We start from the raw sequence: 17,070 nt of genomic DNA, 5'->3' as shown, positions 1-17,070 counted from the left end.
GCCGGCCATACGGGACTCAGTGACCACTGCTCGTGAGACGCCAGTCGTTTCGTGTGATCGGCTCAGCCGCGTCAATACCGACTCTGACAGTATCGCTGAACCCGATACCCCAGACGCCGGGTATCCGGAAGCAAAGCGGCAGGTGAAACACCATGTTTTCTTCAAACTGGACATTCTCACCCGCCGCAACAAACCCGCTCCCCTCAACCCATGACGGCGGAAACTGTGCACCCACGGTGTAACCGAATACGCCGGAGAAAAACACCTCATCCTGAATCGGTCTTAGCGCCTCATTTGCAACCCGGGCAGCGTCACCAAACCTGTTGCCAGGGCGCATGGCTGCCAACAAACGCTCATAGACATGACGACAGGTATCGAAGACTTTCAGCATACGGACATCTGGCGTTTCGCTGCCTGCTACCACTGTATGCATGATCGGTGCGGTGTATCGCTGCCAGGCCGAACCCAGCTCGATAAATACCGGTTCCCGGTCGGCAATGGTGAAACGCCGGTGGTTGGTGTGAATCACGCTGCTGCGCTGTCCGGCGACTACAATGGGTTGCATGCTCATAAACTCGCTACCCGCAGCAATCATGGCCTCTGCCGCCGCTGACGCCACCTTATTGTCAGTGCTCCCCACAGCTACAGCGCCACGTGCAGCCAGAATACCGGCTTCCGTGATACGCGCGCTTTGGTGCAGGCACTCCAGCTCAACCGCAGACTTCACACGCTTGATGCTGGCGAGTATGCCGGAGGCGTCAAGCAGTTCATGACGACCCAGGCGTTGACGCAAGCCATCAACGATCCCCGGGCGCAGGCCGCCGCCCCAGCAATCCATACCGATACGGGGCCCCATACTCCCAAGCGTGTCGGCGAGCGGCGCCAGAACCTCGCCCGGCCCCTCCCAACGATAGCCGATTACCTCATCGCATCGTGCACAGGCGATTGCAGGTCCGGTTTCAATCGACGGCACCTGTAGCACGCAACGCTCAGGTCCGTAGATAAGGGCGGTGTGAACGGAGACTTCGAAGGTGTTGTAGCCGGTAAGGTAATAAATATCGGAGGGGTGAGTGATCAATATCGCATCCAGCCCGTTGTCGCTCATTTTGCTATTCAACAAGCGTTGGCGGCGATCATATTCGGCATCTGGAAAGGCAGACTCTCGTCCTGCCAGCATGTGTCTGAGTTTTAACTGGTACGCCACGTGATCCATAACGGTCTCCCGTGCCTGATGAACGTCTGGTCAGGCCAGTTGGCAACGACTCAGCGCCACTTCGATTGCGGCGCCTCATATTCGACACACGACGCCAGCAGCTCAGCTGGCGAGTCGCTCACCAGCAGCATGTCACGATAGACCGGTTTCAAAAACTGTTTATCACACATACTGTCAATAAACGTCAGCAACGGATCGAAGTAACCTTCGACATTCAGAAAGCCGCAAGGCTTTTCGTGATACCCCAGCTGGGCCCAAGTCCAGACCTCAAAAATCTCTTCCAGCGTGCCGGCACCACCGGGCATCGCCACAAAGGCGTCAGACAAGGCGGCCATCTTGGCCTTTCGGGCGTGCATGTCATCGACAATGAAAAGCTCACTGATATCCTCATGAGCCACTTCCCGCTCTTTCAGTAACCGCGGAATCACACCAACGACCTTGCCACCCCGATCCATCACTTCATCAGCAATAATACCCATCAGCCCCACATTTCCCCCACCGTAAACAAGGCTGTGCCCGCCCTCGGCTATTTGCTTGCCAAGGGCTTTTGCCTGATCGGTGAAAACGGGGTCTGAACCGGTGCTTGAGCCACAGAATACGGCGATTCTCATCGGGACGGGATCTCCTTGATGTCTCGCAGAGTGCGACGATGCCGGTACCAGGCCCGGCACAAGATGGCGGAACCCCGTCAGGCTTCAGCCTGCGAGGTTCCTGTATAGAGTGTATTGAAGCATGGAGAAAGGCATGTGTCAGCTAACCGACATCAAACGGACACCGATTCAAATAGCCTCAGACTTCCGGATTGCGCAACGCCTCGCCTGCACCCAGCAAACCGGTATATTGCTCGGTGACAATATACACAGGCGTTGATTCCATCAACGGGCGCATTCGCCCTTTATCTTCGAAGCCAGTCTGAAAGGGGCTCTCAAGGAAGAAATCGATAAAACGGGGAACGATGCCGCCACAGATATAGACGCCACCCAGTCCTCCCAGCGTCAGCACTCCATCGCCGGCCACTCTTCCCAGAATGCCACAGAAATGCCGCAAGACTTGCCGCGCCAGCGGATCCGCCTGCTCGACTGCTGCCATCGTGATCTTGTGAGGTTCATCCAATGGCGCGGCAACGCCCTGAATCTCGGCGTGGGCCTGATACAGGTTCAGCAGCCCCTGACCACACAGAATTCGCTCCACCGATACCCGACCGAAGCGGGCCTTGAGAATACGCAGCACCGCGATTTCGGTTTCGTCGGTTGGCGAAAAATCCACATGGCCACCTTCTGTAATCAACGGCACCCACCCGTCCCGGATCGGGATAAGCCCTGATACACCAAGCCCTGTGCCCGGACCTATTACCAGGCGAGGCCGCGTCGACTTGCCCGCGCCCCCACAGACATGAACCAGATGGTCTTGCGGCACATGAGGCACACCCAGTGCCATGGCGGTGAAATCGTTGATGACCTTGAAGTGGCGTAAACCGAACGCCTCGCGAATCGCCTGTACACCAAACCGCCAGTGATTGTTGGTCATGCGCACTTGAGCATCGGGATCGTTGGGCTCTGGCACCGGCGAGGCAACAGCAAGACAGGCATCGGTAACCGATGCCACGCCAACTTTGGCAAGATAGGCTGTAATCGCACTGTCCAGATTGTCGTAGTCACCACAAGGCAGTACCTCGATAGCCTCCGGACGCACCTCGCCTTCGCGCACCAGCGCCAGTCGCGCATTAGTGCCGCCGATATCGCCTACCAGTGAAAAGGACAGGTTATCATTCATGCATCGTGGTTCCAGAAAAAGCAGGCGCCTTCTTCAGGCGTGCTTGCGGAACGGCGCATCCAGCCAAACATTTCACGCCCCAAACCGCTGTGATGTTTGGAAAGGTCATTTTTCGCAAGCGCCCGTTCACTGAGTTCATCTTCCGACAACGCCACCGTCAGCGCGCCCTCTACAGCATCCAGACGAACAACATCGCCACTTTTCACTCGCGCCAGCGGGCCGCCGTCCAGAGCCTCAGGATATACATGAATAGCAGCGGGCACCTTGCCGGACGCTCCGGACATACGACCATCCGTCACCAGCGCGACATGATAACCCCTGTCCTGCAGTACACCCAGATACGGCGTCAGCTTGTGCAACTCCGGCATTCCGTTGGCTTTGGGGCCCTGGAAACGCACAATAACCACACAATCCCGATCAAGATCGCCGGCCTCAAAAGCCGCCTTCAGTTCGTTCTGGTCGTCAAAAACAACTGCCGGTGCTTCAACAATATGATTTTCCGGCGCTACAGCAGACACCTTGATCACGCCTCGCCCGAGATTACCATCGAGCACTCTCAAGCCCCCTTCCGGCGCAAAGGGCTCAGTAGCCGAACTCAGCACCGACAGATCGGATGATTCTGTCTTGGCGGGTGACCAAACCAGCTTGTCACCGTCCAGCGACGGCATTTGCGCGTATCGTTCAAGACCGTGCCCCACAACGGTTTCCACATCGTTGTGCAGCAACCCCTTATCGAGCAGTTCACCGATCAGATAAGGCGTTCCGCCTGCATCATGAAAGGCGTTGATATCAGCCTGGCCGTTTGGATAGATGCGTGTCATCGACGGCACAGCGGATGACAGCTCCGAGTAGTCATCCCAGTTGATATGGATACCCGCTGCACGGGCAATGGCTACCCAGTGAATGGTGTGATTGGTCGATCCACCGGTTACCAGCAATGCCACGAGCGCGTTGACAATCGTTTTCTCGGACACCATGTCCGCAAGCCCGAGCGCCCCCCCATTTGGCTTGGACAAACGAATCACCTGCTCCGTCGCAGCGCTGGTCAGAGCGTCCCGCAACGGGGTATCCGGATGAATAAACGCGGCGCCAGGCATGTGCAACCCCATAACCTCAACCAGCAGCTGGTTGCTGTTGGCCGTGCCGTAAAAGGTACAGGTGCCAGGACTGTGGTACGACTGACTTTCGGATTCCAGCAATTCATCTCGGCCAACCTTGCCTTCAGCGTGGAGCTGGCGAATACGTTGCTTTTCTTTATTGGGGAGCCCGGAGGGCATAGGGCCGGCAGGTACCAACACTGTTGGCAGATAACCAAAGCTCAGCGCGCCGATGAGCAGGCCGGGCACAATCTTGTCGCAGATACCCAGCAACATGGTCGCATCAAACATATTGTGACTCAGGGACACCGCCGTGCTCATGGCGATAACGTCCCGGGAAAACAGACTCAACTCCATTCCAGGCTGCCCCTGCGTCACACCATCACACATTGCGGGCGTGCCACCGGCAAACTGGGCAACTGACCCCATTCCATGCGCCGCCTGGCGGATAATATCGGGAAACCGGTGGTAAGGCTGATGCGCCGACAGCATATCGTTGTAGGCCGAAACGATCGCGACATTCGCCTTGTTCATGAGCTTAAGGGTGTCTTTGTCTGATTTGCCACATGCCGCAAATCCGTGAGCCAAATTACCGCAGGAGAGCGATTCCCGCTGAGGAGACTGAGCTCCCAACGCCGCCATCCGCTGCAGGTAATCTTCGCGGCTGCCACGGCTGCGCTCAATAATCCGCTGCGTGACTTTCTCGATCGTAGGATGCATTGCCCTCTCCTCACTGACTGTTGACGCAAGACCCTGATTGCTGATTCGGCACACCGACCAGGCCTTTAGCCCTTCTCGGCGCCGGGAACATAACGTTGCAGCACAGGTCGTAAACTTTAAAGCCTCATTTGTTCGACTAAAGACGATCTGACCTTCGAACATGAAACCATTTGATCACAATACTACGTAGTATTTTTACTTTATTCAGCATTTACGTGCACAAATAATCTAACTTTTGTTATATTTACTACGTAACTTCGAGAACCAGCAAAGCATAATTTCCATCGACGGGAGCATTTTCACTGCCCCTTCCGCCGACAAACAAAACAATTACCGGCCGTGGAGCTAACAATGACGATTCGCATAGGTATTAACGGATTTGGCCGTATCGGACGCAATATTCTCCGTGCACTTTACGAAAACGATTATCGCCAGACCATGCAGGTTGTGGCGATCAATGATCTTGGTGACGCCGAAACCAACGCCCACCTGCTGAAATACGACAGCGTGCACGGGCGGTTTAATGGCATTGTCAGCCATGATGCAGAATCACTTTCAGTCAACGGTGACAGGATTGCCATTTGCGCTGAGCGCAATCCAGCTTCACTGCCCTGGAAAGATTACCATGTCGATGTCGTGCTCGAGTGCACCGGCCTGTTCACCAAGCGCGAAGCCGCGGCAGCGCATCTGAGCGCTGGTGCCCGCAAAGTGATTATTTCTGCACCCTCGCCCGACGCTGATGCCACCATCGTATACGGCGTCAATGATCACAGCCTGACCGCTGATCACCACATCATCTCCAACGCCTCCTGCACCACTAACTGCCTGGCACCCGTGGTGAAAGCCATATCCGATGGCATTGGTATTGAGAGCGGCCTGATGACGACCATTCACTCCTATACCAATGACCAGAAACTGAGTGATGTCTACCATACCGATCTCTATCGTGCGCGCTCGGCTACCCAATCCATGATTCCCACCAAAACAGGTGCGGCAGCCGCAATTGGTCTGGTTCTCCCGGAACTTGCCGGCAAGCTCGACGGAATGGCGGTGCGCGTGCCGACAATTAACGTATCGCTGGTGGATCTCAGTTTTATCGCCAGTCGCGATACCACCGCAGACGAAATTAATGATTTACTGAAATCTGCCGCACAGAAGAGTTCTATACTGGGCTACAACCAGGAAAAGCTGGTCAGTGTCGACTTCAATCACTCCGTACTTTCCAGCATTTTCGATGCCAATCACACGCGGGCGCTAGGCCGTCACGTTAAAGTCATGGCATGGTATGACAATGAATGGGGATTCTCGAATCGCATGCTGGATAATGCTACGGCACTGATGCAGGCCGCCAGTCGCTGATAATTCCCAACCCAACAGAACTCTTCAAGCCATCAAAAGGAGCACACATGCTCAGGCGCACCAAGATTGTCGCCACGCTCGGTCCGGCCACAGACTCTCCCGAATCGCTATCTGCCATTATTGCCGCAGGCGTTGATGTCACACGACTCAACTTTTCCCACGGCAGCGCAGACGATCACATAGAACGCGCAAAACAAGTGCGGGCTATCGCCAAACAACAGCAACGCTTCGTCGCTTTGCTGGCCGACCTGCAAGGCCCCAAGCTGCGTATCGCCCGCTTCAGCGAAAACAAAGTCACGCTTAAAGCGGGGCAGCAGTTTGTGCTTGATGCCGCGATGGACAAAGAAGCCGGCACCGACCAGTGCGTCGGCATTGACTACGAACAACTGATCAATGATGTGACCGCGGGCGATATCCTGGTGCTCGACGATGGCCGGATCGAGATGGAAGTCGAACAGGTCAGCGAGCACAGCATCACCTCCCGCGTATTGATCGGTGGTCCTCTCTCCAACAACAAGGGCCTCAATAAACGGGGCGGCGGCCTGTCTGCCGAAGCCCTTACCGAAAAAGACAAGAAGGACATCGTAACTGCCGCCGAACTGGGTGCAGACTATGTCGCCGTCTCTTTCGTGCGCACCGCTGAAGACATGCACACCGCTCGCAAGTTACTGCGGGCTGCCGGCTCCAACGCGTCGCTTATCGCAAAAATTGAGCGCGCAGAACTGGCCCACAACCCGGAACAGCTCGATGCGGTTATCGAAGCGTCCGATGCCGTCATGGTAGCGCGGGGCGACCTGGCGGTAGAAATCGGCGATGCAGAACTGGTCGGCGTTCAGAAGCACATCATCAGCAGGGCCCGCAGCCTGGACCGTGTCGTAATCACCGCCACCCAGATGATGGAATCGATGATCGACAACCCCATGCCGACCCGCGCGGAAGTATCTGACGTGGCCAACGCGGTCATGGATTACACCGATGCAGTGATGCTGTCGGCTGAAACCGCCGTGGGCGACTACCCCAGAGAAGCGGTCGAAGCGATGGTGCGCATTTGTCTGGGCGCTGAAAAGCAGCCGTCCATGCACCAGTCAAAGCACCGGATTCACGAGAGCATGGAGCGTATCGACGAGGCGATTGCCCTGTCGGCCATGTACGCTGCCAACCATCTAGCCGGTGTCACGGCCATCATCTGCCTGACAGAAACCGGCGCCACACCGTTGCTGATGTCCCGAATCAAATCAAGCTTGCCGATCTTTGCATTCTCACGCCATCACAGCACCCAACATCGGGTAGCGCTTTATCGCGGCGTGCAGACGGTACCATTTGACTCCGACACCATTGCCAACGAAAAGACCAACAGCGCGGCGGTAGATGAGCTGATGGAACGTGGCGTGGTGAAAGATGGTGACTTGGTGGTCATCACCAAAGGCGACTACGCCGCTCCCCAAGGCGGCACCAACTCGATGAAAATCGTCCGTGCCGGCGCTACCGTCAAATAGCGGAGTTCAAAATTGCAGGTTTGAATCCTGAAGAATTGAATAGAAACAAAAGGGGTATGGCAGCAACGCCATACCCCTTTTTTTATCCCTTCAACATACCTTACCGTTTCGCAACAAGGCCAAACTCTCTCGCGCTATCGCCGTAACACGCTGCCAGTCACCCTGATCAATCGCATCCTGTGGCGTTAGCCAGCTCCCACCAACAGCAGCCACATTAGCCAACGCGAGATAGTCACTCGCTGTCTCTTTACGGATGCCACCCGTCGGGCAGAAACACACATCCGGGAATGGACCGGAAAATGCTTTCAGCGCAGACACCCCGCCCGCCACTTCAGCCGGGAAGAACTTGAAATGGCGATAGCCCCGCTGATAGCCCCGCATCATCTCTGACAGGGTAGCGACACCCGGAAGCAGCGGTGCTGAGGCTGTCAGGCCGTAATCAAATAAAGAATCAGTGGTACCGGGCGTAATCACAAACTGGGCGCCCGCCTCCTCCACAGCACGGTACTGATCGACACTGGTAACCGTACCGGCACCAACCCAGGCTTCCGGTAGCTCTTTGCGAAGCTCCCGAATAGCATCCAGCCCGAAAGGCGTGCGCAGGGTGATTTCAAGAATATTGATCCCGCCCTCAACCAGCGACCGGGCGAGAGGCAGGGCATGCTCCGGCCGATGAATGGCGATTACCGGTATCAAAGGACACGCATCAAGCACTGCCTGAACCTGCGCCCGGCGGGCATCCGTTATTGAGGATGACATAAACCCCTCTCTTCGATATCTGACTAACAAAAATGGCGAAATATCCGCGCGCGCTAAGATCAGGGGCTCCAGTAAACCTGCGCCCCATCACCCAAAAATGCGCGTATCGGCATAGCATGAACATTGGCGAGATCGGCAAACGCCCGCTCAAGCGTCTCAAGCTTGTCTGTACCCTTGAGGTGCACTGCAGTCCAACCGGCCTCGGCCAGGACGCGGCGTGACAATGAAATCCGGGGAACAGCCTGAGACGGCGGGTGCATCGCAATGCAGCGAGCCGGGCGGCTCGAATCAAGGGCCTCGCCGATTTCCGGTGCATCTGGAAACAGTGACGCTGTATGCCCGTCATTGCCCATCCCCAGCACCAGCACATCCAGCGGCCACTCCATCTCGGCAAGGGCTTCTTCAGCGATGGGTTGCCCGGCATTGGCCGTGTCATGAGGCTGCTTCAGCCCGATGAGCCTGGCGTTGGCAGCCGGCCCTTGCAACAGCGCCGCCCTGACCAGCCGTTCGTTACTGGCGTCCGCATCCACATCAACCCAGCGCTCGTCTGCCAGGGTCACATCGACGCGGGACCACTCAACAGGCAACTGACTCAGCGCCTGAAAAAAAGCTTTGGGTGTACTGCCCCCGGACACCGCCATACAGGCGCGCGACTTGCGGCCGAGCGCCTCAGTCAATTTTCCGGCAACGGTCCGGGCAAGCTTGTTCGCGATCACATCGGCACTCTCGTCCTGGATCACATCAACGTCTGCGGGCCAGTGCAAATCAGACATCTTCATACCAGCTTCTCCCATCACGGGTGATCAGCGCGACAGAGGCCACCGGCCCCCAGGTTCCGGCTGCGTATCGCTTCGGTGGCGCGGCATGATCTTCCCAGTTCGAAATCACCTGATCGACCCAGCGCCAGGCGTGCTCTACTTCGTCACGGCGCACGAACAGGTACTGGTTTCCCTTCATTATTTCCCACAACAGGCGCTCATAGGCATCCGGTATACGGCCCTGACCGAAGGTTTCCGAGAAGGTCAATTCAAGCGGCCCCTGACGCAGACGCATCCCTTTATCCAGCCCCTGATCCTTGGTCAGGATCTGCAAAGACATACCTTCATCCGGCTGCAGTCGAATGATCAGTTTATTGTTGGCCATTTGCTTCTGGTCAGGATCGAAGATGTAATGCGGGGCCGGCTTGAAGTGAATAATGATCTGGGAAAGCTTCTCCGGCAGGCGCTTGCCTGTACGGATATAGAAAGGCACGCCGGACCAGCGCCAGTTGTGAATCTCCGCTTTGAGGGCAACAAAGGTTTCAGTGGAGCTACCTCTCACTGCGTCCTCTTCTTCCAGATAGCCAGGCACCGCCTTTCCACCGGAACTCCCCGCAGTATATTGGCCGCGAACCAGATGCGTCTCCATCACGTCAGCCGTTATCGGGCGCAATGCTTTAAGCACCTTGACCTTCTCGTCCCGAATGCTATCGGCAGTAAGATCAGACGGCGGGTCCATGGCGATCAGGCAAAGCAACTGCAGCAGGTGATTCTGAATCATATCCCGCATTTGGCCGGCCTGGTCAAAGTAGCCCCACCGCCCCTCAATCCCAACGCTCTCGGCGACGGTTATCTCCACGTGGGAGATCTGGTTCTGATTCCACTGGGTCTCAAACAGGTTATTGGCAAACCTCAATGCAATCAGGTTCTGAACAGTTTCCTTGCCCAGATAATGATCAATACGGAATAGCTGATCCTCATTAAACACCTCAGCTAACTGATCATTGATCTCGCAAGACGACTCAAAATCATGGCCGATCGGTTTCTCCACAACCACACGGGTTGCAGCATCAATGCACGCAGCTTCCCGGAGATTGCGGGCAATGGTGCCATAGAACGAGGGCGGCGTTGCCATGTACGCAATCAGTGCACCATGACCGCCCTCTTCCCGCCACTCGCGCAGAGCGTGGTAGTCGTCCAGCGTGCCGAAATCCAGGCGGTGATAATCGACGCGCTGGAGAAATCGATCGAGCACAGCCTGATCCATCTCTTCGGACTTTACGTTCTCAAGGATTTTCTTGCGCAGTTGTTCTCGCGCGCCTTCAACATCCAGATCCTTGCGAGCTACCGCAAGCACGCGGGTGCCCGCTGTCAAAAGCTCAGCAGCATCCAGCTGATAAAGCGCAGGAAACAACTTCCGCTGCGCCAGATCACCCAATGCGCCAAACATGATCAGGTCACACCGGTTCTCAGTCTTTTTAACCATGAATACAGTCCTTTACTGTCCGTATACGCGCCATTTATTGTTGTCATATCAGGCTGGAGCCTTGAGATCGTGACCAACAACTCCGCTGACTGAAGATTCGATCCAACTCAACGGGCAATAGCGTTCTGGCACCTGCCGTGCAGACGCCACGGTATCCCGTTATGGTTGCGAAAGCCGTGCCAGCCGCCAATCGCCGTGCTACAACCACAGACAACCAGCATGAAACGGGCACTTTGGTAACTTGCTATCGCCAATACGTAGTAATTTAAACAAAATAATGACACTTAATTTTGCCACATCCAAGTTAAAATCGTCATTTGTGATATTTTTACTACGGATTTTAATGCAAAAAACACGCTATAATCTCAGCACAATCATCCTTCGGCACATCTCTGCCAGGCAGTGACAGCCGGCAATTCAGGGAAAGCACATGCACAAATTCAATGACAGCAGCCACCTGAACCTGCTGGAACAGATTCAGGCAAAACTCGACAACCTCAACAAGTCCGAGCGCAAAGTTGCTGAAGCTATTCTGCAAGACCCTTCAGCTGCAACACGTTACAGTATTGCAGCACTGGCGCGCGCCGCCGACGTCAGTGAACCCACGGTGAACCGCTTCTGCAGGGGCTTTTCAACCTCCGGCTTCCCTGATTTCAAAATCCAGCTGGCACAAAGTATTGCCACCGGTACGCCGTATGTCAGCCAGATAGTGAAGCCGGATGACGACGTTGCCACCTTCGCTGACAAAATAGTACTCAGCACTATGGCCAGCCTGGACAAAGCGCGCCAGGCGCTCAACCCCAGCGCACTGTCATCTGCCATCGACTATCTCATCCAGGCCAAACAGATCAACTTCTTTGGCATGGGCGGCTCAGCGCCTGTTGCCATGGATGCCCAACACAAGTTTTTCCGTTTCAATATCCCGGTCATGGCCTACGACGACGTACTGATGCAGCGAATGGTTGCAGCCGGCAGCAGCACCGGCGACGTTATTGTCGTGATCTCCTACACCGGCCGCACTCGCGAAATGGTGGAGATCGCGAAAGATGCGCGCAAAAACGGTGCGACCGTTGTCGGCATTACCGCGCCGAACTCACCGTTATCCGAAACTTGCACCGTCGCACTGGAAGTCACGGCACCGGAAGACACCGACGTCTATATGCCCATGACGTCACGAATCATTCATCTCACGATAGTCGATATCCTCGCGACCGGGGTAACACTCAAGCGCGGCAGCGATTTCCAGCAGCACCTGAAAAAAATCAAGGATAGCCTCAGGCCGACGCGATACGCAGCCGACTAACCCCCGCCCGGAATATTGCAGCGTATCGCGCCCAATCTGTGGCGTGGTGCGCCGCGCCCTGCCGCAAGACCGGATATTCTAGCGGGATGCTCATTAAACCCGTTTTATCTACGCCCCTCCTCCCCCCTGAATCTCCACCCCCAAAACTTCATGACCGGATGATGTGGCTTGCCTTTCGTTTAAGGAGTATGAAAACAGGTTTCCCGACTCAAATCGGCTGGAAGCCCCGCATGCAGCCTTGCACATACGTTGGCATGGTCGCTACGGCAGGTTTCGGAAATCGGTACACGCTTATGGGCCCTGGTTAACCCGACCGTTCGTGTGCAGGCAACGAAACCCTGGCGCTCAAAACAATACAAAAAGCACAGGAATCAGGATGATGCAGAACAACAACCGATTGATCACACGTCTTTCCCCGCTTGCGGCTGCTATCGCAACCATCGCGTTCACCACACCGGCAGCCGCACTCGATTTTAATGGCTACGCCCGCGCGGGCGCCTCAACCAACCTCAATAGCGGCGGCGAGCAAACCTGTTTCGGCAGCGGTGCAGGCGGCCATTACGTGGGGCGCCTGGCTGACGAGTGCGACACCTATGCCGAAATAGGCCTTGGCGACGAACTCTATAATGAGAATGGCAAGTCATTCCGGTTTGATTCCATGGTGTCATATGGCGCCAACAATCAGGGCAACGACTTTCAGAGCTACAGCTACAACAATGACGGTGGTGGCTACGATGGCGGCGATACGTCACTGCGCCAACTTTATATCTCCGGCAAAAATGTGGTCGACCTGTTCCCCGGAGCCACACTTTGGGCGGGTAAGCGCTACTACCAGCGTCACGACGTTCACCAGCTTGACCTCTATTACCTGAACAACTCGGGCTACGGTGGTGGTGTGGAAAACATCAGCGCCGGCCCGGGCCAGCTATCACTCGCATTTACCAACCACGACAATAAGGATGGCACTGAACTGGTCCAGAACAACAAGTTCGACGTTCGGTACGCTTTCCCTGTGGGCTCAAGCACCCTGACACTGGTTGGCATTTACGGCATGGCCGACCTGACTGACCAGCAAGAGGATGCCGGCCTTGATGACGAAGACGGCTACTTCCTGACCACTGAGCTGGCAAGCGGCTTTATGGGTGGGTTCAACAAGTTTGTGCTTCAGTACGGTGCAGACTCGATGGGCTTCGACGCCTTCGAAAATGGCGGCGGCGGACGTATCGCCAACAACAATACCAGCGGCTACCTGCAAAGCAGCTGGCGTATTCTCGATCATGGCGTCATCAAACTGGGCGGCAGCTGGGACCTGGGTTACTCAGCACTCTACCAGCGTGGCGAAGCACACGACTCCAGCCTTGACGACGCGGAACGCCTGAGCGTTGTTGCCCGTCCGATCTATAACTGGAGTGCGGTGTCCAGCACGGCCCTTGAAGTTGGCTATGACAACGTCAAATCCACCGGCCCTTCCGATAAGGAAGACCTCCAGAAGGTCGCCATCGCGCAACAATGGTCTGCCGGCGAAGGCTACTGGGCCCGCCCGGTAATACGGGTCTACGCCGCAGCATTCTTTGGCGATCAGGCTGAAGCAGCCCGCAGCGGCGACGGTGTCGATGGCGATGTGCAGCTCGGCGTCCAGATGGAAGCCTGGTGGTAAAGTAACCTCCGCACCTGTTATTTAAAGACACGCAAGCCGGGCCCGATTATCCCACAGCGGTGATCGGGCCTGTTTTTCTTTACGCCCCAGGCTTCAATCCTTTCTGCGCCCTCTCCCGAAATTAATCGCTGAATACGCCTCCCGTCCTACGCCATAAAAAATGGCTCCCCAGAGGATGCGCCCCCCTTGCCCCAAAGATCACCATCAATAGAGCAGTACAAAAACAACAAACAGAGCAAGGAAACGACGTTATGATTCAGCGCATGACCCCTGCCTGCTGCCCGGGAATTGGCAGCATTCTACTCATCACCGCCAGTCTTATTCTGACAGGCTGCAAATCGGACAATGACAAGCCGACGGATCCAGGCACTTCGCCGAGCACCGAGGCGCTAATTGAACCCGGCCCTAATGAAGCCATCCTGTACTATCTGCGCGAAGACAAACGCTATGATGAGTGGGGCCTGCACCTCTGGAATACAGACACCTGCAGCGGTGCCGCAGCGCCGACTGAATGGGCCACTCCACTGTTGGCTGATGGTATCAGCGAGACTTACGGAGCTTACTACCGCATTGACGTCACAGACGATGGCGACTGCCTCAACATGATCATGCACCAGGGCGACAACAAAGACCTGGGCGGCAACGACATCCAATGGCGCTTTGCCGAACTGGGGCGGCGCGTTTTTACGCTCAGTGGATCGCCCGATCTGTCAGCTGATCCGGTTGCCATCCCCTCAGTAGCACTGGAGGGCGCAAGTGCCCATTGGATTGATGCGAATACGCTGGTTTGGGACGATGCGTCAGAAGCAAACAGAGTTGAGCTTCGCTATGACGAAAATGCAGACATTCACGTAGACGAAGGCGTTCTTACTGGCGGAACTGCGATCGAACTCCCTTCATCAACTATCTCCCAGCAGGCCGCCAATCAGTTTCCCCACCTTGCAAGCTGGCCGGCGTTCAGAGTCGATATAAATGAAGCAGAACGGGCTCGCATTGTTAAAAGCCAGCTCATTGCCGCCGCGTACGACAAGACAGGGAAACTCACACATGCGACACGGCTACAGATTCCCGGCGTGCTCGACGCAGCCTACGCCTATGAGGGACCACTTGGTGCTCGCGTCACAGGTAGTGGCGTTGAGTTCGCGGTCTGGGCGCCAACCGCTCAATCGGTAAAATTAAGGGCTTTCGATTCCAACAAGCAGCCGCTTCCGGGATTCCCTGTCGCCATGACACCCACCGCCGAAAACACCGCTGTATGGCACTACACCGGCCCTCTGTCACTGGATCGCGCCTACTACCAATACGAAGTCACAGCCTTCCATCCGCAAACGGACGGGGTCGAGACTGCAATCACATCCGATCCCTACGCTTTGAGCCTCTCAACCAATGGCGAGTATGCCCAGGTGGTCAATCTTGATGATGCAGACCTCAAACCCGCTGGCTGGACTGGCGTCGCGCCGCCCGCAGTCGCTCAACCTGAAGATGTGGTCATCTACGAAACGCACATTCGGGACTTCAGTGCGTCCGACGCAAGCGTTGCGCCTGCTCAGCGTGGCAAATACGCCGCATTCTCGGCCAGCGGCAGTGTAGGCCTGACCCATCTGGCACGCCTGGCTAATGCCGGCGTTACTCACATTCACCTGCTGCCGGCATTCGATATTGCCACGGTCAACGAGGATCCGGCGAAGGTCGTCGATATCGATGATGAATTCAGTCGGCTCTGTGCGCTTTCCGATGTCGCAGCCGACCAGTGGGCAGATCAATGCAGCAGCGGCACCATCCGTAGCGTGCTGGAAGGGTTCGATCCGGCCTCAGGCGATGCACAAGCGCTCTATTCCGTTCTCAGAGGCCTGGACAGCTTCAACTGGGGCTACGACCCCCAGCATTACACCGTGCCGGAGGGAAGCTATTCCAGCGATGCTGAAGGCGTGACCCGGATCATTGAGTTTCGCGCCATGATCAAGTCGCTGACCGAGATGGGATTCAATGTAGTGATGGACGTGGTGTACAACCACACCAACGCCTCGGGATTGGCCGAAAAGTCCGTACTGGACAAGATCGTACCTGGTTATTATCACCGCCTTAACCCTCAGACCGGGGCTGTGGAGCAGTCCACATGCTGCGAGAATACCGCCACTGAACACCGAATGATGGCGAAGTTGATGACCGATTCTCTCAGCACATGGGCCAACCAGTACAAAGTATCCGGCTTCCGCTTCGATCTTATGGGGCACCATATGCTGTCGAACATGACGGACGCGTTGGCCGCCGTTCAGGCGATCGACCCCGATACCTATTTTTATGGCGAAGGCTGGAACTTCGGCGAAGTGGACGACAACGCCCGGGGCGTGAATGCGATCCAGAAAAATCTCGGAGGCTCAGGCATTGGCTCCTTCAATGATCGCAGCCGGGATGGCGTCCGCGGAGGCGGCCCCTTCGACAGCGGAGAGTCGCTTCGCAGCAACCAGGGCTTTGCAAATGGTCTCTATACCTTTCCGAATGAACTGAATAACGGGAACGAAGAAGAGAAACAACGTCTGCTCCAGACAATGGACTGGATTCGAGTGGGTATTACAGGCGGACTGGCAAGCTACCGGCTGGAAACGTTCGATGGCAGCACGAAAACCGCTTCGGAAATTGATTACAACGGTCAAGCAGCCGGTTACACCGCGGATCCCCAGGAACTGATTAACTACGTGTCAAAACACGACAACCAGACGCTATGGGACAACAACCAGTACAAGGCACCAACGGCTGCATCAAGCCGCGACCGGGCCCGCATGCAGGTCATTGCACTCGCCATCCCGATACTGAGCGAAGGCATTCCGTTCCTGCATATGGGGTCAGAAATACTGCGGTCCAAATCGATGCAGCGGGACAGTTACGATTCCGGGGACTGGTTTAACGCTGTCGACTTCAGTTATCAGACCAGCTCTTGGAACCGGGGACTCCCCCGTGCCGACAAAGACGGTGACAACTGGCCGATCATCACACCGATACTGGCAGACAGTGAGGCAAGCCCAACCACCGCCGACAGGCTGTATACCCGCGATGCCGTCGAAACCCTGCTACGCATTCGCAAGCAGTCAGCACTCTTTCGGCTGACAACTGCCGAGCAGATCAAGAGACGGCTGGTTTTCCATAACACCGGACCGCAGCAATTGCCGGGACTCATAGCATTCAGCCTTGATGACGGGACGGCTGCAGGCAACGATATCGACATTAACAGCGACGCCATCATGGTGGTAATCAATGCCACACCCACCACCCAGACCTTACAAACGAGTCTGACAGGCTTTGAGATCCACTGGGGGATGCCCGCTAACGGCGCGTCATTCGCCAGCGGCGATTTCGAAGTCCCCGCCTTGTCGGTTGCTGTATTCGAGCAACAACAAAGCGGAGCACAAGGCTCCGGCGTTCCAACCGTCACCTATTAGCCGGTCAGAACC

General features: G+C 56.1%; 12 protein-coding genes. 5 read left to right on the top strand and 7 right to left on the bottom strand.

Annotated elements, in window-relative coordinates; translation table 11 throughout:
- Window positions 1-16: 16 nt before the first annotated feature.
- The 4 genes from ACUN9X_RS12075 to edd form a co-directional block, all read right to left on the bottom strand.
- On the bottom strand, window positions 17-1,213 hold the full coding sequence (locus tag ACUN9X_RS12075) for a M24 family metallopeptidase (RefSeq protein WP_445473271.1): 1,197 nt from the start codon (window positions 1,211-1,213) through the stop codon (window positions 17-19).
- 50 nt (window positions 1,214-1,263) lie between these two features.
- Window positions 1,264-1,824 carry an LOG family protein gene (locus ACUN9X_RS12070; protein WP_445473270.1) on the bottom strand — a complete coding sequence of 187 codons (561 nt, stop codon included), beginning with the start codon at window positions 1,822-1,824 and terminating at the stop codon, window positions 1,264-1,266.
- 178 nt (window positions 1,825-2,002) lie between these two features.
- The gene (gene glk / locus ACUN9X_RS12065) at window positions 2,003-2,986 is read right to left on the bottom strand and encodes a glucokinase (RefSeq protein WP_445473269.1); all 984 of its coding nucleotides are present in this window, start codon (window positions 2,984-2,986) and stop codon (window positions 2,003-2,005) included.
- A complete protein-coding gene (gene edd, locus ACUN9X_RS12060) occupies window positions 2,983-4,803 on the bottom strand; it encodes a phosphogluconate dehydratase (protein WP_445473268.1) in 1,821 nt (606 codons plus the stop codon). The genes glk and edd overlap by 4 nt, the downstream gene beginning before the upstream one ends.
- 351 nt (window positions 4,804-5,154) lie before the next feature.
- Here edd and gap point away from each other — a divergent pair, with 351 nt between their 5' ends.
- Window positions 5,155-6,162: a type I glyceraldehyde-3-phosphate dehydrogenase gene (gene gap / locus ACUN9X_RS12055; protein WP_445473267.1), complete on the top strand. Its 1,008-nt coding sequence runs from the start codon at window positions 5,155-5,157 to the stop codon at window positions 6,160-6,162.
- Window positions 6,163-6,209: 47 nt separating this feature from the next.
- Window positions 6,210-7,658 (top strand): pyruvate kinase, encoded by a 1,449-nt coding sequence (gene pyk / locus ACUN9X_RS12050; RefSeq protein WP_445473266.1) that lies wholly within the window; start codon window positions 6,210-6,212, stop codon window positions 7,656-7,658.
- Window positions 7,659-7,748: 90 nt separating this feature from the next.
- Here the strand turns inward: pyk and ACUN9X_RS12045 are convergent, their stop codons facing one another.
- Genes ACUN9X_RS12045 through zwf form a run of 3 tightly spaced genes read right to left on the bottom strand, consistent with a single transcriptional unit; the run spans window position 7,749 to window position 10,661 of the window.
- Window positions 7,749-8,417 carry a bifunctional 4-hydroxy-2-oxoglutarate aldolase/2-dehydro-3-deoxy-phosphogluconate aldolase gene (locus ACUN9X_RS12045; RefSeq protein WP_445473265.1) on the bottom strand — a complete coding sequence of 223 codons (669 nt, stop codon included), beginning with the start codon at window positions 8,415-8,417 and terminating at the stop codon, window positions 7,749-7,751.
- 59 nt (window positions 8,418-8,476) lie between these two features.
- The gene (pgl, locus tag ACUN9X_RS12040) at window positions 8,477-9,196 is read right to left on the bottom strand and encodes a 6-phosphogluconolactonase (protein WP_445473264.1); all 720 of its coding nucleotides are present in this window, start codon (window positions 9,194-9,196) and stop codon (window positions 8,477-8,479) included.
- Window positions 9,183-10,661, bottom strand: a complete 1,479-nt coding sequence (zwf, locus tag ACUN9X_RS12035; RefSeq protein WP_445473263.1) for a glucose-6-phosphate dehydrogenase — start codon at window positions 10,659-10,661, stop codon at window positions 9,183-9,185. Before zwf ends, pgl begins: the two co-directional genes overlap by 14 nt.
- Window positions 10,662-11,091: 430 nt before the next feature.
- On the opposite strand from zwf, the gene ACUN9X_RS12030 reads away from it, so the two are divergent.
- The 3 genes from ACUN9X_RS12030 (at window position 11,092) to pulA (ending at window position 17,058) form a co-directional block, all read left to right on the top strand.
- Window positions 11,092-11,964 (top strand): MurR/RpiR family transcriptional regulator, encoded by an 873-nt coding sequence (locus tag ACUN9X_RS12030; RefSeq protein WP_260037884.1) that lies wholly within the window; start codon window positions 11,092-11,094, stop codon window positions 11,962-11,964.
- 376 nt (window positions 11,965-12,340) lie between these two features.
- Window positions 12,341-13,621 carry a maltoporin LamB gene (gene lamB, locus ACUN9X_RS12025; protein WP_445473262.1) on the top strand — a complete coding sequence of 427 codons (1,281 nt, stop codon included), beginning with the start codon at window positions 12,341-12,343 and terminating at the stop codon, window positions 13,619-13,621.
- Between the two features lie 251 nt (window positions 13,622-13,872).
- Window positions 13,873-17,058: a pullulanase-type alpha-1,6-glucosidase gene (pulA, locus tag ACUN9X_RS12020; protein WP_445473261.1), complete on the top strand. Its 3,186-nt coding sequence runs from the start codon at window positions 13,873-13,875 to the stop codon at window positions 17,056-17,058.
- Window positions 17,059-17,070: the final 12 nt, after the last annotated feature.

The sequence above is a fragment of the Marinobacter sp. V032 genome, assembly GCF_052645435.1.
The sequence above is the reverse complement of the archived record's forward strand: the minus strand, read 5'-3'. Positions and strand labels throughout refer to the sequence as shown.

What these genes read in the sequence shown, in the direction of transcription:
- glk (WP_445473269.1), bottom strand. Translation starts at nt 2,986, where the DNA reads ATGAATGATAACCTGTCCTTTTCACTGGTAGGCGATATCGGCGGCACT.
- ACUN9X_RS12030 (WP_260037884.1), top strand. Translation starts at nt 11,092, where the DNA reads ATGCACAAATTCAATGACAGCAGCCACCTGAACCTGCTGGAACAGATT.
- lamB (WP_445473262.1), top strand. Translation starts at nt 12,341, where the DNA reads ATGATGCAGAACAACAACCGATTGATCACACGTCTTTCCCCGCTTGCG.
- pyk (WP_445473266.1), top strand. Translation starts at nt 6,210, where the DNA reads ATGCTCAGGCGCACCAAGATTGTCGCCACGCTCGGTCCGGCCACAGAC.
- ACUN9X_RS12045 (WP_445473265.1), bottom strand. Translation starts at nt 8,417, where the DNA reads ATGTCATCCTCAATAACGGATGCCCGCCGGGCGCAGGTTCAGGCAGTG.
- pgl (WP_445473264.1), bottom strand. Translation starts at nt 9,196, where the DNA reads ATGAAGATGTCTGATTTGCACTGGCCCGCAGACGTTGATGTGATCCAG.
- gap (WP_445473267.1), top strand. Translation starts at nt 5,155, where the DNA reads ATGACGATTCGCATAGGTATTAACGGATTTGGCCGTATCGGACGCAAT.
- ACUN9X_RS12070 (WP_445473270.1), bottom strand. Translation starts at nt 1,824, where the DNA reads ATGAGAATCGCCGTATTCTGTGGCTCAAGCACCGGTTCAGACCCCGTT.
- edd (WP_445473268.1), bottom strand. Translation starts at nt 4,803, where the DNA reads ATGCATCCTACGATCGAGAAAGTCACGCAGCGGATTATTGAGCGCAGC.
- pulA (WP_445473261.1), top strand. Translation starts at nt 13,873, where the DNA reads ATGATTCAGCGCATGACCCCTGCCTGCTGCCCGGGAATTGGCAGCATT.
- ACUN9X_RS12075 (WP_445473271.1), bottom strand. Translation starts at nt 1,213, where the DNA reads ATGGATCACGTGGCGTACCAGTTAAAACTCAGACACATGCTGGCAGGA.
- zwf (WP_445473263.1), bottom strand. Translation starts at nt 10,661, where the DNA reads ATGGTTAAAAAGACTGAGAACCGGTGTGACCTGATCATGTTTGGCGCA.